Origin of the sequence: Seohaeicola saemankumensis, from assembly GCF_021021435.1 — a bacterium.
In the GTDB taxonomy this organism is placed as follows: domain Bacteria; phylum Pseudomonadota; class Alphaproteobacteria; order Rhodobacterales; family Rhodobacteraceae; genus Seohaeicola.
In genome coordinates, this window is sequence record NZ_JAINWI010000015.1 from 59,934 (window position 1) to 81,741 (window position 21,808).

The 21,808-nt window shown below is 60.5% G+C and carries 26 protein-coding genes; 8 read left to right on the forward strand and 18 right to left on the reverse strand.

The genetic code is table 11. From position 1 onward, the window contains the following. Window positions 1-56: 56 nt before the first annotated feature. The 3 genes from K7H22_RS13900 to K7H22_RS13910 form a co-directional block, all read right to left on the reverse strand. Window positions 57-1,727 carry a BCCT family transporter gene (locus tag K7H22_RS13900; protein ID WP_230801469.1) on the reverse strand — a complete coding sequence of 557 codons (1,671 nt, stop codon included), beginning with the start codon at window positions 1,725-1,727 and terminating at the stop codon, window positions 57-59. Window positions 1,728-1,878: 151 nt separating this feature from the next. Beyond that, window positions 1,879-3,147 carry an MFS transporter gene (locus tag K7H22_RS13905; protein WP_230801470.1) on the reverse strand — a complete coding sequence of 423 codons (1,269 nt, stop codon included), beginning with the start codon at window positions 3,145-3,147 and terminating at the stop codon, window positions 1,879-1,881. A 32-nt stretch (window positions 3,148-3,179) separates the two neighbouring features. Next, window positions 3,180-3,614 (reverse strand): gamma-glutamylcyclotransferase family protein, encoded by a 435-nt coding sequence (locus tag K7H22_RS13910; RefSeq protein ID WP_230801471.1) that lies wholly within the window; start codon window positions 3,612-3,614, stop codon window positions 3,180-3,182. 97 nt (window positions 3,615-3,711) lie between these two features. Between K7H22_RS13910 and K7H22_RS13915 the strand changes: the two genes are divergently transcribed. Genes K7H22_RS13915 through K7H22_RS13925 form a run of 3 tightly spaced genes read left to right on the forward strand, consistent with a single transcriptional unit; the run spans window position 3,712 to window position 6,189 of the window. Beyond that, window positions 3,712-4,704, forward strand: coding sequence for an amidoligase family protein (locus tag K7H22_RS13915; protein ID WP_230801472.1), 993 nt, complete (start codon window positions 3,712-3,714; stop codon window positions 4,702-4,704). After that, window positions 4,701-5,372, forward strand: a complete 672-nt coding sequence (locus K7H22_RS13920; protein ID WP_230801473.1) for a gamma-glutamyl-gamma-aminobutyrate hydrolase family protein — start codon at window positions 4,701-4,703, stop codon at window positions 5,370-5,372. The genes K7H22_RS13915 and K7H22_RS13920 overlap by 4 nt, the downstream gene beginning before the upstream one ends. Window positions 5,373-5,430: 58 nt before the next feature. Further along, entirely contained in the window at window positions 5,431-6,189 is a 759-nt protein-coding gene (locus tag K7H22_RS13925) for an alpha/beta fold hydrolase (RefSeq protein ID WP_230801474.1), read from the forward strand. A 126-nt stretch (window positions 6,190-6,315) separates the two neighbouring features. On the opposite strand, the gene K7H22_RS13930 is transcribed toward K7H22_RS13925, so the two are convergent. The 4 genes from K7H22_RS13930 to lepA form a co-directional block, all read right to left on the reverse strand. Further along, window positions 6,316-6,501, reverse strand: a complete 186-nt coding sequence (locus tag K7H22_RS13930) for a CTP synthetase (protein ID WP_230801475.1) — start codon at window positions 6,499-6,501, stop codon at window positions 6,316-6,318. A gap of 69 nt (window positions 6,502-6,570) precedes the next feature. Further along, window positions 6,571-7,014: a cytochrome b gene (locus K7H22_RS13935; RefSeq protein WP_230801476.1), complete on the reverse strand. Its 444-nt coding sequence runs from the start codon at window positions 7,012-7,014 to the stop codon at window positions 6,571-6,573. 150 nt (window positions 7,015-7,164) lie between these two features. After that, window positions 7,165-7,434 carry a hypothetical protein gene (locus K7H22_RS13940; protein ID WP_230801477.1) on the reverse strand — a complete coding sequence of 90 codons (270 nt, stop codon included), beginning with the start codon at window positions 7,432-7,434 and terminating at the stop codon, window positions 7,165-7,167. Between the two features lie 134 nt (window positions 7,435-7,568). Beyond that, a complete protein-coding gene (gene lepA, locus K7H22_RS13945; protein ID WP_230801478.1) occupies window positions 7,569-9,368 on the reverse strand; it encodes a translation elongation factor 4 in 1,800 nt (599 codons plus the stop codon). A gap of 235 nt (window positions 9,369-9,603) precedes the next feature. Between lepA and K7H22_RS13950 the strand changes: the two genes are divergently transcribed. Next, window positions 9,604-9,927 (forward strand): hypothetical protein, encoded by a 324-nt coding sequence (locus tag K7H22_RS13950; protein ID WP_230801479.1) that lies wholly within the window; start codon window positions 9,604-9,606, stop codon window positions 9,925-9,927. Between the two features lie 65 nt (window positions 9,928-9,992). Here the strand turns inward: K7H22_RS13950 and K7H22_RS13955 are convergent, their stop codons facing one another. Genes K7H22_RS13955 through hisD form a run of 3 tightly spaced genes read right to left on the reverse strand, consistent with a single transcriptional unit; the run spans window position 9,993 to window position 13,029 of the window. Beyond that, a complete protein-coding gene (locus tag K7H22_RS13955) occupies window positions 9,993-10,736 on the reverse strand; it encodes an aspartate/glutamate racemase family protein (RefSeq protein ID WP_230801480.1) in 744 nt (247 codons plus the stop codon). After that, window positions 10,714-11,718 (reverse strand): D-cysteine desulfhydrase, encoded by a 1,005-nt coding sequence (locus K7H22_RS13960; protein ID WP_230801481.1) that lies wholly within the window; start codon window positions 11,716-11,718, stop codon window positions 10,714-10,716. Before K7H22_RS13960 ends, K7H22_RS13955 begins: the two co-directional genes overlap by 23 nt. Window positions 11,719-11,721: 3 nt before the next feature. Continuing rightward, window positions 11,722-13,029, reverse strand: coding sequence for a histidinol dehydrogenase (hisD, locus tag K7H22_RS13965; RefSeq protein WP_230801482.1), 1,308 nt, complete (start codon window positions 13,027-13,029; stop codon window positions 11,722-11,724). A gap of 201 nt (window positions 13,030-13,230) precedes the next feature. On the opposite strand from hisD, the gene K7H22_RS13970 reads away from it, so the two are divergent. Then, window positions 13,231-13,923, forward strand: a complete 693-nt coding sequence (locus K7H22_RS13970) for an NAD-dependent deacylase (RefSeq protein WP_230801483.1) — start codon at window positions 13,231-13,233, stop codon at window positions 13,921-13,923. Between the two features lie 54 nt (window positions 13,924-13,977). Here the strand turns inward: K7H22_RS13970 and K7H22_RS13975 are convergent, their stop codons facing one another. The 4 genes from K7H22_RS13975 to K7H22_RS13990 all read right to left on the reverse strand — a co-directional run bounded on the left by K7H22_RS13975 (window position 13,978) and on the right by K7H22_RS13990 (window position 17,279). Continuing rightward, window positions 13,978-14,472, reverse strand: coding sequence for a copper chaperone PCu(A)C (locus K7H22_RS13975; RefSeq protein ID WP_230801484.1), 495 nt, complete (start codon window positions 14,470-14,472; stop codon window positions 13,978-13,980). Window positions 14,473-14,521: 49 nt separating this feature from the next. After that, window positions 14,522-14,872 (reverse strand): hypothetical protein, encoded by a 351-nt coding sequence (locus tag K7H22_RS13980; RefSeq protein WP_230801485.1) that lies wholly within the window; start codon window positions 14,870-14,872, stop codon window positions 14,522-14,524. Between the two features lie 131 nt (window positions 14,873-15,003). Further along, on the reverse strand, window positions 15,004-15,291 hold the full coding sequence (gene rpmB, locus K7H22_RS13985; protein WP_230801486.1) for a 50S ribosomal protein L28: 288 nt from the start codon (window positions 15,289-15,291) through the stop codon (window positions 15,004-15,006). A gap of 152 nt (window positions 15,292-15,443) precedes the next feature. Then, window positions 15,444-17,279 (reverse strand): ABC transporter ATP-binding protein, encoded by a 1,836-nt coding sequence (locus tag K7H22_RS13990; RefSeq protein WP_230801487.1) that lies wholly within the window; start codon window positions 17,277-17,279, stop codon window positions 15,444-15,446. A 297-nt stretch (window positions 17,280-17,576) separates the two neighbouring features. Here K7H22_RS13990 and K7H22_RS13995 point away from each other — a divergent pair, with 297 nt between their 5' ends. Both K7H22_RS13995 and rimO read left to right on the forward strand, forming a co-directional pair. Beyond that, window positions 17,577-18,302: an endonuclease/exonuclease/phosphatase family protein gene (locus K7H22_RS13995; RefSeq protein WP_230801488.1), complete on the forward strand. Its 726-nt coding sequence runs from the start codon at window positions 17,577-17,579 to the stop codon at window positions 18,300-18,302. Between the two features lie 56 nt (window positions 18,303-18,358). Beyond that, a complete protein-coding gene (gene rimO / locus K7H22_RS14000; RefSeq protein WP_230801489.1) occupies window positions 18,359-19,753 on the forward strand; it encodes a 30S ribosomal protein S12 methylthiotransferase RimO in 1,395 nt (464 codons plus the stop codon). 23 nt (window positions 19,754-19,776) lie between these two features. Here rimO and K7H22_RS14005 read toward each other — a convergent pair whose 3' ends face one another. Continuing rightward, the gene (locus tag K7H22_RS14005; protein ID WP_230801490.1) at window positions 19,777-20,292 is read right to left on the reverse strand and encodes an MgtC/SapB family protein; all 516 of its coding nucleotides are present in this window, start codon (window positions 20,290-20,292) and stop codon (window positions 19,777-19,779) included. Window positions 20,293-20,478: 186 nt separating this feature from the next. Here K7H22_RS14005 and K7H22_RS14010 point away from each other — a divergent pair, with 186 nt between their 5' ends. After that, entirely contained in the window at window positions 20,479-20,859 is a 381-nt protein-coding gene (locus K7H22_RS14010; RefSeq protein WP_230801491.1) for a thiol-disulfide oxidoreductase DCC family protein, read from the forward strand. Between the two features lie 28 nt (window positions 20,860-20,887). On the opposite strand, the gene K7H22_RS14015 is transcribed toward K7H22_RS14010, so the two are convergent. Genes K7H22_RS14015 through K7H22_RS14025 form a run of 3 tightly spaced genes read right to left on the reverse strand, consistent with a single transcriptional unit; the run spans window position 20,888 to window position 21,718 of the window. Further along, on the reverse strand, window positions 20,888-21,136 hold the full coding sequence (locus tag K7H22_RS14015; RefSeq protein ID WP_230801492.1) for a DUF6455 family protein: 249 nt from the start codon (window positions 21,134-21,136) through the stop codon (window positions 20,888-20,890). Further along, window positions 21,136-21,468, reverse strand: a complete 333-nt coding sequence (locus K7H22_RS14020) for a DUF6455 family protein (RefSeq protein WP_230801493.1) — start codon at window positions 21,466-21,468, stop codon at window positions 21,136-21,138. The genes K7H22_RS14015 and K7H22_RS14020 overlap by 1 nt, the downstream gene beginning before the upstream one ends. Then, window positions 21,449-21,718, reverse strand: a complete 270-nt coding sequence (locus tag K7H22_RS14025) for a DUF6455 family protein (RefSeq protein WP_230801494.1) — start codon at window positions 21,716-21,718, stop codon at window positions 21,449-21,451. Before K7H22_RS14025 ends, K7H22_RS14020 begins: the two co-directional genes overlap by 20 nt. Between the last annotated feature and the right edge of the window lie 90 nt (window positions 21,719-21,808).

A 21,808-nucleotide genomic window follows, 5' to 3' on the forward strand; every position in this document is an offset into this window, starting at 1 on the left:
CGGCGCGCTTTCGCCCACCGCCCTTGTGCAGATTATGCAATGATTTATCCCGCGTGTCAGCGTGGCTCGTTCAGCAGCCCTTTAACGATGGAATAACATGCGCCCAAAAGGACCAGCGTGAACGGCAAGCCTGTGGATACAGCCATCGCTTGCAAAGCCGCCAGACCGCCACCCAGCAGAAGGGCAATCGCGACCATGCCCTCGAAGCTGGCCCAGAACACGCGCTGGATAACCGGCGCGTTGGTCTTGCCGCCTGCCGCAATCGTGTCGATCACCAGACTGCCCGAGTCCGAGGATGTGATGAAGAACACGATCACAAGGACGATCCCGATCATCGAGGTGATGCCGGTCAGGGGTAGATAGGTCAGCATCTCGAACAGCTTCAGTTCGAGCGCGGCATCCTGAACGCTGCTAAGGCCCTGATTGACGACTTGACTGATCGCCGTGCCGCCAAGCGCTGTCATCCATAGCACCGACAAAAGTGTCGGCACGATCAATACCGCGATCAGAAATTCGCGAACGGTCCGGCCACGGGACACGCGGGCGATGAACATGCCGACGAAAGGCGACCAGCTGATCCACCAAGCCCAGTAGAAGCCGGTCCAGCCGCTGGCAAAGTTGGAATCTTCGCGCGCGAAAGGCATGGACAGCGCGGGCAGGTTCTGCGCGTAGGCCCCAAGATTGGCAAAGAAGCCCGTCAGAATCTCAAGCGTAGGCCCGACCGCGATGATGAAGAACAACAGCAGCGCGGCGAGACCCATATTGACCTCGGACAGCACTTTGACCCCGCCGTCCAGACCACGCAGAATCGAGACGATCGCAATGGCCGTAATCAAGATGATCAGGACAATCAGCACCGTGTTCGAGCTACCCAGACCGAACAGGAAATCAAGCCCTGCACTAGCCTGTTGCGCCCCGATACCAAGGGATGTGGCCAAACCGAAAACCGTCGCAAGAACCGCGAGAATGTCGATGACATGGCCGGGCCAGCCCCAGACTTTCTCGCCGAAAATGGGATAGAAAGCAGAGCGCAGAGTCAGCGGCAAACCTTTGTTATAGCTGAACAAGGCCAGTGCAAGAGCAACAATGGCATAAATCGCCCAAGGGTGCAGACCCCAGTGAAAGATTGTGGCGGCCATACCCAGACGGCGCGCTGCCTCTGCATCGCCTTCAGCCCCGCCGAGCGGTGCCCAATCCGTCCGCAGGCCGTCCTCGCCCACGGCAATCCCGTCGAATGCCGCCGAGAAATGCGACATCGGTTCGGACACGCCGAAGAACATCAGGCCGATCCCCATACCGGCAGCAAACAGCATCGAGAACCATCCGATATATGTGTAGTCGGCGGTTGCCTCGGGTCCGCCAAGGCGCACGCGCCCCAAGGGAGACAGGATCAACGCAAGACAAAGGATCACGAAAATATTGCCCGACAACAGGAAGAACCAGTCAAGATTTCCGGTCAGCCAGTCACGCAGACCGACGAAAAGCGGCTCGACCTCTGTCTGGAATGCCAGTGTCAGGAAGGTAAACAACAGGATCGCAACGGCCGAGACCGGAAAAACCGGATTGTGGATATCGAACTCGAACACCCATTTGCGCGTGGCGATATTGTCCTGCCCGATCGTGTAATCCGTTTCGATGATCTCTGTCTCACCTTCGGGTTCGGGAATGGCTTCGATTGCCTCGGGATCGGTCGCATCCGGATCGCGGGCTATTTCCTCGTCGGTCATGAAAGCTGTCCTTCGATTGTTTTTGTCGTTGAGCGGCACTGCCGCGTTACCCTCTCGTTGTGAAGGGACCGGACGGGCCACACCCGTGATCCGGCAATGAGCGTGTCAAACTATGGAAAGAACAGGTAAAACGCAACCAATGCGGCTCTACTCAGGTTTTCTGCACCTCGTCCAGACGGCTTGCGATCACGGCACCAGTCAGCGAAATCACTGCGAAAACCATCAAAAGGGCAGCCGGCCCAAAGCGGTCAGCCGCCAGCCCGAACAGCCCGCCAGCCATCAAGGCAAGCCCGATCAACGTGTTTGACAGGGCCGTATATCGGGCGCGGAAATCATCCTCGGCCATGTCTGTCAGATGCAATTTGCGCCCCGCCCGCACACCCTCATAGGCGATCTGGGCAACAAAAATAGCCAAGCCTGCCCCCGATGCGCCACCCAACCCGTCGAGCGCCGCCCCCGCAAGGCCCGTCAGAAAAAGCGCGAGGGCGGCAAGGCTTCCTGCAAGCATCAAGGTCTGGCGGCTGGATTTGTCCGACAGGCGCCCCCAGATATACGAGGACAGCACGGCCGCCGCGGTCGAGGCCATAACCATCGGTCCCAACTGGTCCAGCGCGCCATCACCCTGCGCAGAAGACAGCATGATAATGAAGGGCGGCGCCAAGGCCGTCACGGTCAGGGCAGCCCGCGCCGCGATGAAAACCTGCAACTGGCGATCCTCCCGCAGCGGGCGGATCAGATCGCCAATCCCGTTCGTGTCAGTCGTGCCGGTTTCGTTGTCCGGCTCTTTCAGGCGCAGGAACAATAGGCCCGCCACCACGAACCCTGCCCCAGCAAGAGCAATCGCGCCGGCCAGGACAGGCACGGCCACATCGAAAACACCCAGCGCCATCAGCAATCCGAACGCGAAGGCCGTGACAGAGGCGACCGAAGCCGCAAGTCCAGTCACAGTGCCGCGCCGCCCCTTTTCAATCGTGCGCGCCAGCACATTCTTGTAGCTGACAGATGCGGCAGAGCGCGCAACCGCCAGCAAAGCCAGCAGTGCCAGCACGGTCCAGCCTGCGGCGCTCCCTTCCAGCGTCAGCACCGCCAGTGCGATTCCCGATGCCGCCACACCCTGCACAAGTGCTCCGGCGGCCCAGATCCGCTTGCGCTGCGTCGATTGTTCGACCTGTCTGGCCAAGGCAAGTTGCGGCAACATTGATCCGGCCTCGCGCACGGGGACCAGCGCGCCCAACACAACTCCGGGTGCACCCAATGCATTCAGAAGCCACGATAGTACCAGTTTGGGATCTATCAGGCTGTCAGCCGACTTGGTCAGTGTCAGGGCCATGACGTGGATCAAAGCATTGCGCGCCTCGCCATCGTTCAGCGCATCGGGGGCGGTGTCTGTCAGTCTGGCAAATATCCGGCGCGCGGGCATGAGAATCCTTTTTGGCATCTACTGTGTCTGGGTCACTGGCGGGCTGCGGGCAAGAGTTGGTAGACCCAGACGTCGCGTCCGTCGTTCAGTGTCCTGAGGTCACGGCGGTAGCGCTCTCCCAATCGTTCGTAGCGGTCCAATCGCAACAGACCTTCCGGCCCTACAGTAAAGACCTGTCCCGCAACCACGCTGCCGGAATCGCGACGCAGATCGCGCCCCTCGCGCAAAAATCCTTCAAGCTGTGCTGGTGCGGCGGACACCGGACGGCCAATTACCACAAACCGGAGCAAAGAATGCTTCAGAGTGGCGTAGCCGAAAACATCTTGCGGGCCGCTGTCCTGCGCGGGCTGTGCGTCCAGCATAGCGGGTGTGACAGGCGGCAGATAGACAGGCATATGTGCAATCAAGCCCCATAGCCCAACTATTGCACCGCCCAAAGCTGCAGCCTTCCACCGCATGCGGCTCATAGGCTGCCCGGCAATCTGTCACGTCCCACGGTTGCCTTCTCTACATGCTTTCCCATAGTGTGGACTGTCACGCAGTTCCTATGAAGAGTGCAACCCCTTGACAGATTTCAGTGATCTTCTGACGCGCATCCCGCAGGACAAGCTGTGGCAGCTACCGGAGCCTCGGCGTGCCGACGGCAAGGAACGCCGTGTCGGGGTCGAGATCGAATTTGCCGGTCTGTCGGAAGCGGATACGGCAGAGATCATTCAAGACGCATGGGGCGGCACCATCGACATCGCCACCCTGCATGACATCACGGTCAGGAACACTGCACTGGGCGATGTGAAAATCGAACTGGATGTCCATTTGCGCGACAAGGCTGGCAGCTTTATCGCGGACAAGTTGCTGAACTGGTCACGCGCGGTTGTGCCGGTCGAAATCGTGACGGGACCACTGACGCGGACACAGCTTGAACGCATCGACCCATTGGTGGACGCATTGGTCGCGGCAGGTGCCGAAGGGACGCAAGGCGGGATTTTCTACGGCTTTGGACTCCATCTGAACCCCGAAGTCGCGCGTGAGGATATATCCGGCGTTTTGCCGGTCGTGCGCGCTTACGGTTTGCTGGAAGATTGGCTGCGCGCCAGCGATCCGATAGATCCGTCGCGCCGTTTGCTGCCTTTTGTCGATCCTTGGCCGCGCAACCTGCTGGACCTGTTGGCCAAAGACGGCGCGGCTTGGCGACTTGACGACCTGCTGCGCGTCTATGCCGAGCTTACGCCGACCCGCAACAGGGGTCTTGATCTGCTGCCGCTTCTGGAACATCTGCGACCCCAAGCGATGCATGCCGCGATGCCGGACGATACCCTCAAAGGCGGGCGCCCGACCTTTCACTACCGCCTGCCCGAGGCACGTCTGGGCGCAGAAGGATGGTCGGTCACCTATGAGTGGAACCGCTGGGTTCTGATCGAAAGGATTGCCGCCGACCCGGTCCTGCTGGACCGACTGTCAGCCATGTGGATCGACCACCGCGCCGCGCTGACCAGCCTACGACGCGACTGGGTGCAAACCGTGGATGCGGTTCTGTCGGACGCGGCAATCTGGACATGAGGCCAAAGATCGGGGTCACCGTATCGCGCCGCACCGGATGGCGCGTCTTTCCCTTCATGGCGCTGAATATATTGATCGCAGGCGGATGCGCCCTGCGTTGGGATTCGGCCAGAGCGGCCGATATCGCGATGGTGGACGGGTTGGTTGTCGGGGGTGGCGACGACATCTCGCCGATGCTCTATCAGGGCGAGGTCGTGGCCGAGGCCCGTCTTGATCCGGACCGCGACGCGCTGGAAAGGCGTCTGGTTCTGGAAGCGCTTGCAGCGGACAAGCCGGTTTTGGGCATTTGCCGTGGCGCGCAGATGCTGAACATCGCGCAGGGCGGCAACCTGCACCAGCGCGCCTATGACCATTATGCGGACAGCCGCGAATATCGCACGATCCTGCCGCGCAAGGATATCGCAATTCTGGAAAAGACAGCGCTTGCCGGTATCGCAGGCACGGCCCCGATGCGCGTGAATGCCCTTCATTCGCAGGCTGTGGACCGGTTGGGCGCGGATTTGCAAGTGGCCGCACGGGACGAAGGCGGCATGGTGCAGGCGATCGAGCGCACAAATCCGCCCTTTGCGCTTGGTGTGCAGTGGCACCCTGAATACCTGATCTATGCGCGCCGCCAGCGCGCCCTGTTTCGCGCGCTTGTCACCGCTGCGCGGTCTTCGCGCTGTTGACCATCCAAAGCCGCAGCGCGAGTGGACAGGCAAAGGCAAAGCGTCTAACCCTGCGCGCATGTTGAACATCATTCGCCACGATGGCCCCGCTGGTCAGGTTCCTTTGTTGATTGCCCACGGTCTTTTCGGCTCTGGCCGCAACTGGGGTGTGATCGCCAAACGGCTGTCAAACAACAGGACAGTGCTTGCTGTCGATATGCGGAACCACGGGTCCAGCCCTTGGTCGGACAGCCACAGCTACACGGATATGGCCGAAGATCTCGCGGAGGTCATCCGCGCCTCTGGCGGCCCGATGGCAGTTCTGGGCCATTCGATGGGTGGCAAGGCCGCGATGCTTTTGGCCTTGCAGCATCCCGCACTGGTGGACAGCCTGATCGTCGGTGATATCGCCCCTGTCAGCTATACCCATGATCAAAGCCGCTATATCCAGGCGATGCAGGCGGTTGATTTGTCGCGTGTCGAAAAGCGCTCGGATGCCGAGGCACAACTGGCCGATCTGGTGGATGACCCTACCCTTCCCGCCTTTTTCACCCAGTCGCTAGATATCAAGGACAAACGCTGGCGGCTCAATCTTGCTGCGCTGGCAGACCAGATGCCGCATATTTTGGGATTTCCCTCGATCGAAGGCCAGTTTGACAAACCGGCGCTGTTTCTGACAGGGGCACAGTCCGATTATGTCGACCCGCAACACCGCGACCGGATCAAATCCCTGTTTCCCGCCGCGCGCTTTGCCAAGATTCCTGGGGCGGGGCATTGGTTGCATGCAGAAAAACCACGCGAGTTCGAATCCGCACTGCGAGTCTGGCTGGAAGGCTGACGGGGCCGCAGTGATCGTCTGCAACCCCGCTGTGCTGTGAATGTCGGGACAGCGGCAGCCCCAACGGGGACCCCTCCCTCGCACCGCCGCCGTCCCACCCGCCCCTTGAGGCAGGATTCGCCAAACTCAGGTATCTCCATAAAGCGCCTTGGCCACGGCCCATGTCACAGGGATTGCGGCCAGAAACCCGACCGTCGCAGCCATCAGAATTGGTGACAGGGTGTCAAACCCCGTCGCCAAGGCAAAAATCACACCGATTCCGGCCAGCGTTGACCCGATGAACAGATGCAGGATGAAACCAAGTCGCCACATCGCGCGGCCCCTCTATTAAGAACATGAGGGAATTATAACCAGCCCCGCAGACCGCTGCCTTGATCTGAATCAGACGGGATCAGAGCGCCGCATTCTTTCCATCAGCCCATCCTTGAGCACGAACTGGCGATAAAAGCTGGCCACCATATGCAGTGCGACCAGAGCCAGCAGGACAAAAGGCATCACGCCATGGGCATCTGCCGCAGCTTCATTGCCGCGGAACCACGCAACGGCCCCGCTGACGGGCATCACCAACAGCAACGCGTAGAGGCTGTAGTGGGTCATATGCGCGGCCCTCCGTTGCATCGGAGGGTCCGAGGCGGGCAAGAGCGGAACACCGCGATCCAGCCTGCTCCAAAGCCGCGCCGCGGCCAGCACTAAGATCAGAAAGCCGCTAAAGACATGAGTTGCGACCTGTGGATCAAAAGGCGGCACGAGCCCGTCCTCGATCAGGTCAAAAGCCTCGGTGATCGTCTTGTGCAGCAGGTATTGCTCCACCAGCTGCGCGAACATCAGCTAGGTCAGGCAGATCTGGACGCGGGAATAGGCAGTCGGAGGAGGCTTCGGCATGATGCACTTCGGATTTCATATGCAGAATGCAGAATGCAGAATGCAGAATGCAGAATGCGACAATCCCTGACATTGCCCAAGTGCGATCATGATTCAGGGTTTGTTCAGGCAAAGGAACAAGTATTCCGTCCCTTGATAGTCTGGCAAAATCCGGGCCGAGACACGCTCGGCCAGCTTCTTCGATCCACGCTGACAGATACTGTTGGCCAGTGCCAGCAATTCGGCATCCGTAGCCGAGGTAAAGGCTGGCTGGATGATATTCACGCTGTCCCCGTTATAGGCCGTCACAACAGGGTCCTGCGCGGGCAATTCGCAACCGGTCAGTAACATCAGGACAAGGGCGGCGGGAATCATTCGGAACATGGGCGTACTCGTGCAATACCGCAGCCACATGCAGCGGACCCAAAGATCATGCAGGATGATTTGTTAACACGTAGTTAAGACGCCGCAGAAAAGCCGGATTAGAAAAAGGCAGGGGCCTGCCGTGCCTTGTCCCTTCAAGTATCCATCTTCAGCGCGTTGATGAAGGCCTGCTGCGGGATCTCGACTTTGCCGAACTGACGCATCTTCTTCTTGCCCGCTTTCTGCTTGTCCAGCAACTTGCGTTTGCGCGTCGCGTCGCCGCCGTAACATTTCGCGGTCACATCCTTGCGCAGTGCGGCCAGAGTCTCGCGTGCGATGACCTTGCCGCCGATGGCTGCCTGAATCGGGATCTTGAACATGTGACGGGGGATCAGCTCCTTCAGCTTTTCCACCATCGACCGACCCCGCATTTCGGCACGGTCACGGTGCACCATGATCGACAGCGCATCCACCGGCTCGTCATTTACAAGAATGGACATCTTGACCAGATTGTCCTGACTGTAGCCGATCAACTGATAGTCAAAGCTGGCATAGCCCTTGGTGACCGATTTCAGGCGATCATAGAAATCGAACACCACTTCGTTCAAGGGCAGGTCATAGACCACCATCGCGCGGCTGCCCGCATAGGTCAGTTCCTGCTGGATACCGCGCCGGTCCTGGCAAAGTTTCAGCACGTCGCCCAGATAGTCATCGGGCACCAGAATCGTCGCCTTGATGCGCGGCTCTTCCAGATGGTCGACGATGGACAGATCGGGCATGTCGGCAGGGTTGTGCAATTCCTTCATCGTGCCGTCACGCAGATAGACATGGTAGATCACCGAGGGCGCGGTCGTGATCAGGTCAATGTTATATTCCCGCTCGATCCGGTCGCGGATGACTTCCAGATGCAGAAGCCCAAGAAATCCGCAGCGGAAGCCGAAGCCAAGCGCCGCGGATGTTTCCATCTCGTAGCTGAAGGACGCATCGTTGAGCGCCAGTTTTTCAATCGCGTCGCGCAGGTCCTCGAATTCCGAGCTATCCACGGGGAACAGCCCACAGAACACCACGGGCTGCGAGGGTTTGAAACCCGGCAAAGCCTTGGTCGCGCCCTTTTTCTCATGGGTGATCGTATCGCCCACGCGGGTGTCGCGCACCTGTTTGATCTGGGCGGTGATGAACCCGATCTCGCCGGGCCCAAGCGCGTCGACATTCTGCATTTGCGGACGGAATACACCGATCCGGTCGACCTGATGCACCGATCCGTTCTGCATCATCGTGATCCGGTCGCCCTTTTTCAGCACGCCGTCCATGATCCGCACCAGCACGACCACGCCAAGATAGGCGTCATACCAGCTGTCGACCAGCATCGCTGTCAAAGGGGCGTTGCTGTCACCTTTGGGTGCGGGCAGGCGCTTGACGATGGCCTCCAGCGTATCCTTGATACCGATGCCGGATTTGGCGCTGACACGCAATGCATCCGAGGCATCAATCCCGATCACATCCTCGATCTGGGCGGCAACACGGTCGCAATCCGCTGCGGGCAGGTCGATCTTGTTCAGGACGGGGACGATCTCGTGATCGGCATCCAGCGCCTGATAGACGTTCGCCAGCGTCTGCGCCTCGACGCCCTGCGTGCTGTCGACAACAAGCAGCGAACCTTCGACCGCGCGCATGGAGCGGCTGACCTCATAGGCGAAATCGACATGGCCGGGCGTGTCGATCAGATTGAGGACATAGGTTTCCCCGTCATCGGCCTTGTAGTCGATGCGAACCGTGTTGGCCTTGATCGTGATCCCGCGCTCGCGCTCGATATCCATACTGTCGAGCAGCTGTTCCTTCATATCCCGGTCCTGCACGGTGCCGGTGGATTGGATCAGCCGGTCGGCCAGGGTGGATTTCCCGTGGTCGATATGGGCAACGATGGAGAAATTGCGGATGCGTGAAAGCTCTGTCATGCAAGGGGATATGATGGGGAAAAGGGCTTTGGTCAAGGTGGGATAAAGGGGTCTTTCGAACCGGCGGGCAGAACGTCCGCAAGCCAGCCGGACCTGCAAAAGATGTCAATTGCCGCAGCCCCTGTTGCGCGATTGAAAAATGCCTCTAGCTGCGGCATAGTTGCGCCAGAGCAGACGCGCTGCGCGCAACATGGCCGCAAAGGCCGGGGCGGCGGCACCAGACAAGAGGCTTAGGATGAAGCAGTTTCTGATGGCGGTCGCATTGGCCGTTGCAATAGCCCCTGTGGCTGTTGTGTCGACTACCGGCGTGGCGATGGCCGGCCCGATTGATCGGGCTTGCATGACCTCGGACCGCAAGGCGCGGTCGCCGCGTTTGTGTGCCTGCATCCAGCAGGTGGCAGATCGCACCCTGTCGCGCAGCGACCAGCGGATGGCGGCCAAGTTTTTTCGCGATCCCCAACGGGCGCAGGACATCCGGCAGTCCGACAACCACAGCCACGAAATTTTCTGGCGCAAATATCGAGCCTTCGGCGAGACCGCAGCCGCGATGTGCAGCTAGAGACGAACGCTTAGGCTATCGTTGCAGCGAGGTCATCACAGGCTTCGGCTTCGCCGGGGATATTTTCAGCAAGAAGACACAGGCGGTCCTGCAAAGGCCGCAATCTGTGCTGTCAGGCAATCCAGGCTGTCCGTCCAAAGCGCAGTTGCAGGCAGGCTGTCCGTTAACAGAGAAAGCTCGGTGCAGGCGACCAGAAGATGGTCCGCGCCTTGATCCAGTGCCGCCTGCCCCAGTGCCATCATCTGCGGGCATAGCTCTGTCAGGGGTTTTCCCGCCTTGACTGCGCGGATCAGCGCCAGAACCGGCACCTCGTCTGCGAACCAGATCGGGGTCAACCCGCGCGCCTCGAAAGCAGCATCGAAGACAGAGACAAGTCGGACCGCCGGTGAAGCAAGCATGCCCGGACGTTTCACGCCAGTCGCGGCCAGATGGTCTGCTGTGGCCGTGATCATATCCAGAAACGGCAGATCGGTGGCGGCGCGGACCACATCGGCATAGTGATGCGCGGTGTTGCAGGGCATGGCCAGCGCCTGCGCGCCCGCATGAGCCAGATCGCGGGCCATCTGTGCCAGAACAGGGGCCGGATCGGGGCCATGCCCGTCGATCAGCCGCGCGATACGGCTGGGCACCTGTGGGTTCTGGTGTACGATCAACGGGATATGATCCGCGTCATCGACCGTATCGCGGCCAGAAGCTGTCACCAGCGCGATGCATTTCTGCATCAGGAGGAGCGTAGCCTCAGGCCCCATCCCGCCAAGGATGCCGACAGGCCGCATGAACGCAGGCTCAACTTTCGAAATCAAAGGCATGGGTGTAGCCGGTCAGTCCGATAGCGCCACCTGTATGCAAAAAGACAATCTTCTGCCCCTTGGTGAAATACCCTTTGCGGATCAGGTCAATCAGACCCGCAGCCCCTTTGCCGGAATAAACAGGGTCCAGCAAAATCGCCTCGGTCCTTGCAAACATCCCGATCGCCTCAATGGTCGAGGGCGCGGGGATGCCATACCCTTCGCCCACATAATCGGTATTGGCGACGACATCCGCGCGATCCACCACATCGGGACAGCCGAGTTTGGCAGCTGTTTTCACCGCGAGGTTATAGACGTTCTCTTCCTGCTTGGCCTTGGGGGCGCGCACACCGATGCCCAATAACGGGATGCCCGCATTCATTGCCTTGAGGCCGGCAATCAAACCCGCCTGCGTGCCTGCCGATCCGGTCGCATGGACGATGTGATCCACATTCAGCCCCATGTCGTTGAACTGCGCCAGCATTTCGAAGGCGCAGTTTACATAGCCCAGCGCGCCAGTCGCGTTCGAGCCGCCACCCGGAATTGTATAGACATTGCGCCCCTGCGCGCGGAACTTTTCGGCGACGGTCTCCATCTCGGCATTCATATCCGGCCCGGGGGCGTGATGCTCCATCGTGGCCCCGTGAAGATGATCCAGCAAGACATTGCCGTTATGGCGGTAATTGGGATGGTTGAAGCCTGTCCTGTCCTCAAGCAGGATATGGCAATCCATCCCAAGCCGTGCCGCAGCCGCCGCAGTCTGGCGCGCATGGTTGGATTGCGTGGCGCCTTGGGTCATTACCATGTCGGCGCCTTGCGCCTGCGCTTCGGCCATCAAGAATTCCAGCTTGCGGGTCTTGTTGCCCCCTGTGGAAAGCCCCGTGCAATCATCGCGCTTGATCCAGATCTCGGGCCCGCCCAAGGCGTCGCTCAGGCGCGGCAAGGGTTCCAGAGGCGTGGGCAGATGGGCCAGACGGGCGCGGGGGAACTTCGCAAGATTCATGACTTATCCTTTGTGATTGGCGGCCAGTCTGGGCATGGCGCAGAATTTGTCCAGCCGGATATCGGCGCTGCGGGCATGCCCCTCCATCCCTTCGGTGCGGCTGATATGGGCCGTCACCCGCGCCAGATCAGTCAGTGCCCCGGCCGTGACCTTCTGCCACGTGACGCATTTCAGGAACTTGTGGACCGACAGGCCACCGGTGTAGCGCGCGGCCCCCGATGTGGGCAGCACGTGATTGGGGCCGGATGCCTTGTCGCCGAAAGCCACCGTGCTGTGTTCGCCCAGAAAAAGCGAGCCGTAGACCCGCAACCGATCACGCCACCAGTCAAGATTGTCTGCCTGAACATGCAGGTGTTCAGGGCCTGTATCATCAGCGACCTGCGCCATTTCCGCAGCAGTGTCGCACAGGATCACTTCGGCCAGCATGTCCCATGCTGTGGTGGCGGCGCTGCGGTTCGGTTCGGGCAATTGCGCGATGCATAACGGCACCTGCGCCATCACCTTGCTGGCAAGCGCCGGGTCGGTGGTGACCAGCCAGACGGGCGAGTTTCCGCCATGCTCGGCCTGCCCCACCAGATCCCACGCGACCAGATCCGCATCGGCGCTGCGATCGGCCAGAACCATCGAATCTGTCGGACCTGCAAACATGTCGATCCCGACCGGTCCGAACAACTGACGCTTGGCCTCGGCCACATACTGGTTGCCGGGGCCCACGATAATATCGGCAGGGCACGCACCGAACAGGCCCTGCGCCATCGCAGCAACGGCCTGCACGCCCCCCAGTGCCAGAATGTGATCGGCCCCTGCCAGATGCATCGCGTAGAGGATTGCCGCCGGAATGCCCTGCCCCGCGCGCGGCGGCGAGGCTGCGGTCACATGCGCTACGCCTGCGACCTTGGCGGTAGTGATTGTCATCAACGCGCTGGCGATATGGGCATAGCGTCCACCCGGCACATAGGCAGCGGCGGCGGATAGAGGGATGTGGCGCTGCCCTGCGATCAGGCCGGGACGCAGTTCGACCTGCATATCGACGCAACCTGCGCGCTGCGCCTCGGCGAAGCGGCGGATGTTCTCGTGGGCATAGGCGATATCGTCCCGCAGCGCCTGTGGCACGGTGGCAATCGCGCGCTCAATCGTGTCGGACGACACGACGATAGGACCGTCCCAGCCATCCAGACGCCGGGCCAGTTCACAAGCGCGGTCCTCGCCGCCCTGCGCCATTTGCGCCAGCAGGATACGCACCGCATCCGAAGTATCGGCCTGTGTGCCGCATGTCTGGGGTTGGGCCGATTTGAGATAGCGTTTCGCCATGGGCCTGACCTTTCTGCCCCCATTGAGAGGCAGAATATCGCGCCGGACAAGGGGCGCACTTGCCGGAGGCCGCCCATTTTCAAAGGCTTGAAACGGGCTTTCGGAAAAGCCGAAAGCGCACTGGCCTACCGACAAAGATTGCCTGCAAGATTGGCGGCGGTACTGTGCACGCGGACAGAAATGAACGGCAAGGACAGCAACATGGGTAGAATCGTGATCCTCACAGGGGCAGGAATTTCGGCGGAAAGCGGGCTGGGCACCTTTCGTGACGAGGGCGGACTTTGGTCACAACACCGGATCGAGGATGTCGCCACTCCCGAAGGCTTTGCCCGCAACCCAGCCCTTGTTCACAGCTTCTACAATGCCCGCAGGGTGCAGTCGGCAGCGGCGCAGCCGAATGCCGCGCATCACGCATTGGCAAGGCTTGAGGCCGCCAATGCAGGCGAGGTGACCATAGTGACCCAGAATGTCGACGGGCTTCACGAGGCCGCAGGATCGCTGCGCGTTTTGCATATGCATGGCACGCTTGCGGGTGCCCTTTGCAGCCAATGCGATCATCGCTGGACAGCGCCGCCCGAAATGGTGCCGGGCCACCCCTGCCCCGCCTGTGCGGGGCCCACCGCGCGCCCCGATGTCGTTTGGTTCGGCGAGATGCCCTATCACATGGATGAAATCTGGGACTTGCTGCGCGCCGCGGATGTTTTCGCGGCTATCGGCACTTCGGGGCAGGTCTATCCGGCAGCGGCTTTCGTGCAGGATGCCACAAGGGGGGGCGCGCATACGATCGAGATCAATCTGGACCCGTCCGCAGTGGTATCGGATTTTTCCGAGACCCGCTTTGGCAAGGCGTCAGAGCTTGTGCCGCTCTGGGTAGACGAGATGCTGCGCGGGTGAACAAAAAGCCGGCCCCCTACGGACCCGGCTTTCTGATTTGTCTTTAGCAATGGTTCAGTCTTTTTTCATCGTTCCGTGGCCGGAATGACCACCATGTGCGCCGGCTTGGGGCTGACGTTCCAGATCGACGGGCACCTGCACGGCCACCTCGCCTGCGGTCTCGAAGACCAGAGTGAGGTCGATCATGTCGCCCTGCTTCAGCGGTTCGGTCAGGCCCATGAACATCACGTGATGCCCGCCGCGTTCCATGACGATCTCGCCATCGGCCGGCAAATCGAAGCCTTCCTCGACATGGATCATCCGCATCACGCCATTAGAATCTTCGCGATGTGTGTGCAACTCGACCCGTGCTGCGATGTCTGACGACACACCGATCAAACGGTCTGGCGCACCGTCTTGGTTATGGATCACCATGAATGCGGCACCGGTTGTGGCCATTTCGGAAGCGCTGCGCGCATAGGCGTCCTGCACTTTGACACCTTCGGCAAAAGCAGTCGAGGCCATGAGAATAGCAGCCGTTGCTGCAAGCAGTGTGGATTTGAAAGACATGCTGTCTCTCCTTCTGTGTGCTGTTTTGTCTGGTTATTGGTGAAAAGAGTCAGACAACAGCAGGCGGATCGCGCGCGGAAAAGGGTTGCGCGATGCGGTGCAGCAGGACCGAACGTCCCACGGCTTTCAGAGCCTCGGCCCGCCCCATCGGGTGCAGGACCAAAGGGGCGTCCCCTGCCAGCGCCACGATCAGCGAAAGGGTGCAATCCGGGCAAATATGCGCCGGACCGACAGGCTGCCCGTCGGCATCTGTCAGGATGGTCACCGGCCCCGTGCCTGTGCATAGGACAACAGAACCGCTGACACCCGACATGCCACGCGCCGCCGCCATCGACTGGGCCGTGAGGACCAGCAGCAGGGCAAGTGCAATTGCAAAAAATGGGCGGAACCGGCAGGTCATAGCGCGCTTATAAGCAAGCTCTGACGGCACGAAAAGTGGCAAACGATGAGGCGCGACATAACGACATCACCAAATGGATAAAGCCCCACCACAAGGGCGGGGCTGTACCGGATCGGAACGACCAGAAAGGATCAGGCGGTTGCCTGTGCCTTTGCAATCTCTTTCTTGATCTTCAGGGCCGCGTCAGACAGCGTGTCGTCCTTGGCTTTCGCAAGGAACGCGTCCAGGCCGCCACGGTGATCGACCGAGCGCAGGGCAGCAGCAGAGATCCGCAGTTTCACAACGCGGTTCAGCGTTTCGGACTGCAGCGACACATCGTTCAGGTTCGGCAGGAACCGGCGACGGGTCTTGTTGTTGGCATGGCTGACATTGTTGCCAGACATCGGGCCTTTTCCGGTCAGTTCGCAGCGGCGCGACATGGCTATATCCTCGACTTGATCAGGGGCGCATCAGGCGCCTTCAACACATGAGGGCACCGCCACAGGCAGCGCCCCGAATTCCGTTCGGGGTGATTAGGCGGAATCGCTACAGGCGTCAAGGCCAAAGCAGCCCTGACGCGCCGACTTGCTGCTCAGGCGGTTTCATCCCCGATAAAGCCGCCAGACTGCCGCGCCCACAGACCCGCATAAATCCCGCCCTGGGCCAGCAGATCGGCATGCGTGCCCTCTTCCACGATACGGCCCTGATCCAGCACGACAATCCGGTCCATCTGCGCGATCGTGCTAAGGCGGTGGGCAATGGCGATCACGGTCTTGCCCGCCATCATGTCGTAAAGCGTGTCCTGCACGGCGGCCTCGACCTCGCTATCCAGCGCGCTTGTCGCTTCGTCCAGCAGCAGGATCGGCGCGTTCTTGAGGATCACGCGGGCCAGTGCGATCCGCTGGCGCTGTCCGCCCGACAGTTTGACACCGCGCTCGCCGACCTGCGCATCAAAGCCCTGACGCCCCTTGCCGTCTTGCAGATCGGGAATGAAGTCCAGCGCCTGCGCTTGTGCGGCAGCGCGGCGCATCTCTTCCTCGGTGGCATCTGGCCTGCCGTAAAGCAGGTTGTCGCGGACCGAGCGGTGCAAGAGCGCGCTGTCCTGCTGCACCATACCGATCTGCGCGCGCAAGCTGGATTGCGTCACGCGGGCAATATCCTGCCCGTCGATCAGGATACGCCCACCCTCGGCTGCGTAGAAGCGCAAGAGCAGCTTCATGATCGTCGATTTGCCAGCACCCGAGCGGCCCACAAGGCCTACTTTTTCGCCCGGTGCGATGGTCAATTTCACCTGTTCCAGTCCGCCGCTGATGCGCCCATAGCTGTGGCTGACACTGTCCAGAACGATCTCGCCCTGTTTGACGACAAGAGGTGTCGCATCCGCCGCGTCCGGCAGCGTGATCGGCTGCGCGATGGTTTGCATACCTTCAGCGACAACGCCCAACTGGCGGAAGAACGTGGTCAACGCCCACATGATCCAACCGGTCATCGCGTTCAGGCGCAATGTCAGCGCTGTCGCCGCCGCAACTGCCCCGACACTTGCGTGCCCCTGCATCCAGAGCCAGATCGCCCACCCCACAACACCGACGATCAGCAGACCGTTCAAGAACACCAGACCGAAGTCCATCTTGGTGTAAAGCCGCATCTCGGCCTGAAAGGTCAGGCGCGCGTCCTCGATCGCCTCGCGGGCGAAATCAAGCTCGCGGCCATGTTGGTCGAACATCTTGACCGCATGGATATTGGTGTAGCTGTCCACGACTCGGCCTGTCACGGCACTGCGCGCGTCCGATGCCGCCTCGGATGCGGGCTGCACGCGTTTGATCGCCCAACGCATCAGAGCCGCATAAGCGACAAGCCAGACGACCAGCGGCAGCATCAGCCGCGCATCGGCCTGCCCCAGAATAACGACAGCGCCCACGACATAGGCCAGCGAAAAGGTGATGGCGTCAAAAACCTGAAACACCGCCTCGCCTGCAGCAGGCGGGGTCTGCATGATGCGGTTTGCTATACGGCCTGCAAAATCGTTCTCGAACCAGCCCACGGATTGCCGCAGGACATGGGCATGCGACCGCCAGCGGATCAGGGTGCCAAAATTGGGCAGGATCGTATTGTTCAGCAGCAGCACGTCCAGGCCCTGGATGGCGGGGCGCAGGATCAGGATGAAGACCACCAGGAGGATCATCGCCAGACCGTGATCTTCCCAGAACTGCGCGGGATCGCCCTGCAGCGCGTCCACGATCCAGCCCATGACCCAGATCAGCGCGATCTCGACCGCCGCGACAAGCACGGACAGGATACCCGTGACCCAAAAAACACGTTTGAAAGGCTGGGCATAGTCCAGCATGAAGGCCAGCAACGTCTGCGGCGGGTGGTCCTTTTGAGCATAGGAGACATAGGGATCGACGAGGTTTTCGAAAAAACGGAACATGGGCGCGGCTTTCTGGAATATGGAAATGCGATCAAGGCGCGCCGGAGCACGCAAAACGCCCTGTCAGGGCGGATGTGATCAGATGAACCAGATTCCGCGATACATGCAGGCACCCTCCTGTCGTCTACGGACTTTAGCCGCAGATTCGCGGCATGTCACGCCCAGACGTCGGCGCGTGTTGCCCAGCCACTACCGAACGACCGCTTCACCCAGACAGATATCTACAGGCGGATGCGGGGCAGGCATCTTTCTGGTAACAGGATTTTGCAACCGTAACAGACATCACAGCCTGACCATATGACCATCACGCCACCGTCCAAGCTGACCATCTGCACTTGGAACTGCAACGGGGCGTTGCGGCACAAGCTTGGCCAAATCGACAGCCTGGATGCAGACATTCTGATCATTCAGGAATGCGAAGATCCTGCCCAAAGTCAGGACGCTGCCTACCGGACGTGGGCCGGTGAGAATTATGCATGGATCGGCACTACCGCCAGCAAGGGCCTTGGCATTTTCCCACGGCGGAACCTTGCGATAGAACCTTTGCGGTGGACGCATGAGGCGCGGTTCTTTTTGCCACGCGCTGTTGCGGGCGTTCCGGTCTGCGCGGTCTGGGCACATCGCGCCACACGTAAAGGGCGCAATTACATTGGCCAGATATCCCAAGCGCTGGACAGTCGCGCGCAATGGCTGAACGATCCGGCCTGCATTTTTGCCGGTGATTTCAACAGCAGCGCGGTCTGGGACGGGCCGCGCAAAAGCTGGGGCCATACACCCACCATGCAGCGCCTTGCCGCCTTGGGGCTGCAAAGCGCCTATCACAGGCACTACAACGTCGCCCATGGCGACGAGTTGCATCCGAGTTTCTTCTTGCAGCGCAATTTGGCAAAGCCCTATCACCTCGACTATATCCTGACGGGCAAGGCGTGGCAGATAGGCGCTTTGCGGATCGGTGCGCCCGCGGAATGGCTTGCCTGTAGCGATCACATGCCGCTTATGGCCGAACTTGTCAGACCCGGTTAGATGATACTCTTCCGGCACACTTCCACAGCAGCACAAAACCGACTATAGGCGCGCAAATGACCCAGAACCCGCCTTATGCAAATCCGCCCAGCATGCGTCCCGACCTTGCGCCGCGCGCAAGGATCGTCGATGCGCCACGCCCCGGCCAGCCTACAATCGGTATGGTCAGTCTTGGTTGCCCCAAGGCACTTGTGGATAGCGAACGCATCCTGACAAGGCTGCGCGCCGAAGGTTACGCCATCAGCTCTGATTATTCCGGTGCGGATGCGGTGATCGTGAACACTTGCGGCTTTCTGGACAGCGCCAAGGCCGAAAGCCTGGATGCCATCGGCGAGGCGCTGGCCGAGAATGGCCGCGTGATCGTGACCGGCTGTCTGGGGGCCGAGCCTGAATATATCACCGGTGCGCATCCAAAGGTGCTGGCTGTCACCGGCCCGCATCAATACGAGGCGGTGCTGGACGCGGTGCACAAGGCGGTGCCGCCCTCGCCTGATCCGTTCATCGACCTTTTGCCCGCATCCGCCGTATCGCTGACGCCGCGCCATTACAGCTATCTGAAGATTTCCGAGGGCTGCAATCACAAGTGCAAATTCTGCATCATTCCCGACATGCGCGGTCGCCTTGCCAGTCGGCCCGCCCATGCCGTGCTGCGCGAGGCCGAAAAGCTGGTGCAGAACGGTGTCCGGGAACTGCTGGTGATCTCGCAGGATACATCGGCCTACGGCGTCGACATCAAACATGCCGAGACAAATGGACACCGCGCCCATATCACCAATCTGGCCCGCGATCTGGGGTCGCTTGGTGCATGGGTGCGGCTGCATTACGTGTATCCCTACCCGCATGTGCGCGACCTGATCCCCTTGATGGCTGATCCGGCGTCAGGGGTGCTGCCCTATCTGGATATTCCCTTCCAGCACGCGCACGCGGATGTGCTGCGCCGCATGGCGCGACCCGCTGCTGCGGCAAAGACGCTGGACGAGATCGCCGCATGGCGCGCGACCTGCCCCGATATCACCCTGCGCTCGACCTTCATCGTCGGCTATCCCGGCGAGACCGAGGCCGAATTCCAGACACTTCTGGACTGGCTGGACGAGGCGCAACTGGACCGCGTAGGCTGTTTTCAGTATGAAAACGTCGCCGGAGCACGGTCAAACGCGCTGCCGGATCATGTCGCGCCAGAGGTCAAGCAAGAGCGTTGGGAGCGTTTCATGGAAAAGGCACAAGCCATTTCCGAGGCAAAGCTGGACGCCAAGGTGGGCCGCGTTCTGGAGGCCATCGTGGATGATATCGACGTGGACGGGATCGCCACCTGCCGCACATGGGCCGATGCGCCGGAAATCGACGGCAACCTGTTCATTGACGAAAACACAACTGCGCTGAATGTCGGCGATGTTATCAAGGTCGAGGTGGACGAGGCCGGGGAATACGATCTTTGGGGACGGCTGGTCTGACGCTTGATGGCTTTAGCGCGGGTTCATGCGTCCGGTGGATTGGACCCATCATTTCCATTCTTCGCCGCTGTTGTGACAATGAGCGGAACAAGGGCAAGGATCACAAGCATAATCGCGGTCGACAGGATCGCTGTCGCCTCAAGCCCGAGCCCCACCAGAACACCGATGCCTGCCACACCCCAGATACCGGCGGCAGTGGTCAAGCCTTCGACCTGAACCTGCGTGTTGTTGCGCACGATTATGGCACCGGCCCCCAGAAAGCCGATGCCCTGAACGATCCCCTGCAGAACGCGGGACAGATCCGCGATTTCCATACCGCTTTGCACCGATCCGGTCACAAAGAGCGCAGCCCCCACGGCCACCAGCATATGGGTCCGCACGCCAGCACTGCGGGCTTTGCTCTCGCGCTCGAAGCCGAGAATACCGCCAAGTAGTGCCGCCAAAAAAAGACGCATCGTGGTTAACGTAAGCGTTTTGACGTCCGGAATATCCGAGAACTGCCCTGCAATCGTGCTCCAGATTTCCTGCCATACACTCATGGCTTTCCCCTTTCGTTCCATGGCTTGCTGCGGCAGGTGTCAGGCCGGACAGCCGCGCCCAAGGCGCGAAACGCATTCGCAAGGCGCAAGCCGCTTTCATACGGATGCCAACGCTGTTGCGGAAACTGTGGTTCCCGATGGGCCGGTCGGGGTTGCCGGATCGGGACCCGCATCTATCTGTGATTCATGTCTGAAACAGCGACCCGCGTTCTTTACAATCACGACTGCCCCGTGTGCCGCGCGGAAATCACGCATTATGCGGATTACGCAGGACGTGAGGGGTTGGCGATCGGCTTTTGCGATCTGAACATGGTCGATCTGGGAATGTGGGGTGTTACTGCCGATCAGGCCGCACGGCGGTTGCATGTCGTGCATGAGGGGCGGGTTCTGTCAGGCATGCCTGCTTTCATCACCCTGTGGCAGCAAATGCCCCGCTATCGCTGGCTGGCGCGGTTCGTCGCCCTGCCGGTTTTACGGCAGGCCGCGACCCTGACTTATAACTATGTGCTGGCCCCCCTTCTCTACCGGACGCATCTGCGCAGGCTGCGCCGGAAGGGGCAAATCTGAAATCAGGCGAAACCCGCGATATCCGCGACTAGGCTAGCTGCTCAAGAATATCTTTGTTCCGGCAATAACCGGGTGTCTGCGCTGCTTGGGGATGCGCGTCCATCCAGCCGGTGCATGCGTCCTCATGCGTGCAGGCGGCGCATCGCATCACCGCTTGGCGATACTCGCGCACAGTCTCGGGATGATGCGCGATAGCTTCTGCGAAATCCACGCTCAGTGTTTCGGCCATGCGCCCCATCACCTGCGCGCTGCGGTCGATCTTGTCAAACAGTCCCATCAATAGGCTCCCTTGCTTTTTGTCATTGTTTTCAGTTGTGCGATATCTGCGGCGACAAGACAGCCCTGCGGCGGGGTCGCGGCCGACCCGCTGGATGTGGCCAGCCAGGTTTCACAGGCGGCCACCATCGGGCAAGTCCGGCAGCGGTTGACGATGGCGCTGTAATTTTCACGCTCCAACATGCCTTGTGACACGGCCCTTGCCAGATCAAGACCGATCACCCGCGCAACAGAGCGGAAAAGCCAGAAATGGCGGTCAGGATCGCCGAGTGGAAGCACAGAATGTTCTTGCGCCCTTTGACGACGGGCCTCGTCAGATCCGCTTGAGATCATCGAAAACCCCGGCATTCCGACAGTAATAGGGCGTGGCCTCAGAGGGGGCTTCGTTACTTGAGGCACCCGTCGCCAGCCAGGACTCGCACCCGTCGGGATTGCCGCATCCTGTGCAGCGCATGACCATTTCGGGCAGTTCGTCAGGGCTGAGCTGGCCGCGCATGACGACCTCTTCAAGATCCAGCCCCAGCGCACCCGCCATCCGGTCAACCAGTTCCGCGTGGCGGCGAAATGTCTTGTTTGTCGGCATCGGCTTCTCCTCGGATTATCCAGATCCTGCGACCCGCAGGATAGGATTACTCAAGCATGAAGCCGCGATTGACTGCCTTGACCTGAATCA

Excerpts from the sequence above, each read along its gene's own strand:
- K7H22_RS13900 (WP_230801469.1), bottom strand. The coding sequence starts at position 1,727 with ATGACCGACGAGGAAATAGCCCGCGATCCGGATGCGACCGATCCCGAG.
- K7H22_RS13905 (WP_230801470.1), bottom strand. The coding sequence starts at position 3,147 with ATGCCCGCGCGCCGGATATTTGCCAGACTGACAGACACCGCCCCCGAT.
- K7H22_RS13910 (WP_230801471.1), bottom strand. The coding sequence starts at position 3,614 with ATGAGCCGCATGCGGTGGAAGGCTGCAGCTTTGGGCGGTGCAATAGTT.
- K7H22_RS13920 (WP_230801473.1), top strand. The coding sequence starts at position 4,701 with ATGAGGCCAAAGATCGGGGTCACCGTATCGCGCCGCACCGGATGGCGC.
- K7H22_RS13925 (WP_230801474.1), top strand. The coding sequence starts at position 5,431 with ATGTTGAACATCATTCGCCACGATGGCCCCGCTGGTCAGGTTCCTTTG.
- K7H22_RS13930 (WP_230801475.1), bottom strand. The coding sequence starts at position 6,501 with ATGTGGCGACTTGGTTTCATCCTGCATCTGTTCATCGGGTCAACGCTG.
- K7H22_RS13935 (WP_230801476.1), bottom strand. The coding sequence starts at position 7,014 with ATGTTCGCGCAGCTGGTGGAGCAATACCTGCTGCACAAGACGATCACC.
- K7H22_RS13940 (WP_230801477.1), bottom strand. The coding sequence starts at position 7,434 with ATGTTCCGAATGATTCCCGCCGCCCTTGTCCTGATGTTACTGACCGGT.
- lepA (WP_230801478.1), bottom strand. The coding sequence starts at position 9,368 with ATGACAGAGCTTTCACGCATCCGCAATTTCTCCATCGTTGCCCATATC.
- K7H22_RS13950 (WP_230801479.1), top strand. The coding sequence starts at position 9,604 with ATGAAGCAGTTTCTGATGGCGGTCGCATTGGCCGTTGCAATAGCCCCT.
- K7H22_RS13955 (WP_230801480.1), bottom strand. The coding sequence starts at position 10,736 with ATGCCTTTGATTTCGAAAGTTGAGCCTGCGTTCATGCGGCCTGTCGGC.
- K7H22_RS13960 (WP_230801481.1), bottom strand. The coding sequence starts at position 11,718 with ATGAATCTTGCGAAGTTCCCCCGCGCCCGTCTGGCCCATCTGCCCACG.
- hisD (WP_230801482.1), bottom strand. The coding sequence starts at position 13,029 with ATGGCGAAACGCTATCTCAAATCGGCCCAACCCCAGACATGCGGCACA.
- K7H22_RS13970 (WP_230801483.1), top strand. The coding sequence starts at position 13,231 with ATGGGTAGAATCGTGATCCTCACAGGGGCAGGAATTTCGGCGGAAAGC.
- K7H22_RS13975 (WP_230801484.1), bottom strand. The coding sequence starts at position 14,472 with ATGTCTTTCAAATCCACACTGCTTGCAGCAACGGCTGCTATTCTCATG.
- K7H22_RS13980 (WP_230801485.1), bottom strand. The coding sequence starts at position 14,872 with ATGACCTGCCGGTTCCGCCCATTTTTTGCAATTGCACTTGCCCTGCTG.
- rpmB (WP_230801486.1), bottom strand. The coding sequence starts at position 15,291 with ATGTCGCGCCGCTGCGAACTGACCGGAAAAGGCCCGATGTCTGGCAAC.
- K7H22_RS13990 (WP_230801487.1), bottom strand. The coding sequence starts at position 17,279 with ATGTTCCGTTTTTTCGAAAACCTCGTCGATCCCTATGTCTCCTATGCT.
- K7H22_RS13995 (WP_230801488.1), top strand. The coding sequence starts at position 17,577 with ATGACCATCACGCCACCGTCCAAGCTGACCATCTGCACTTGGAACTGC.
- rimO (WP_230801489.1), top strand. The coding sequence starts at position 18,359 with ATGACCCAGAACCCGCCTTATGCAAATCCGCCCAGCATGCGTCCCGAC.
- K7H22_RS14005 (WP_230801490.1), bottom strand. The coding sequence starts at position 20,292 with ATGAGTGTATGGCAGGAAATCTGGAGCACGATTGCAGGGCAGTTCTCG.
- K7H22_RS14010 (WP_230801491.1), top strand. The coding sequence starts at position 20,479 with ATGTCTGAAACAGCGACCCGCGTTCTTTACAATCACGACTGCCCCGTG.
- K7H22_RS14015 (WP_230801492.1), bottom strand. The coding sequence starts at position 21,136 with ATGGGACTGTTTGACAAGATCGACCGCAGCGCGCAGGTGATGGGGCGC.
- K7H22_RS14020 (WP_230801493.1), bottom strand. The coding sequence starts at position 21,468 with ATGATCTCAAGCGGATCTGACGAGGCCCGTCGTCAAAGGGCGCAAGAA.
- K7H22_RS14025 (WP_230801494.1), bottom strand. The coding sequence starts at position 21,718 with ATGCCGACAAACAAGACATTTCGCCGCCACGCGGAACTGGTTGACCGG.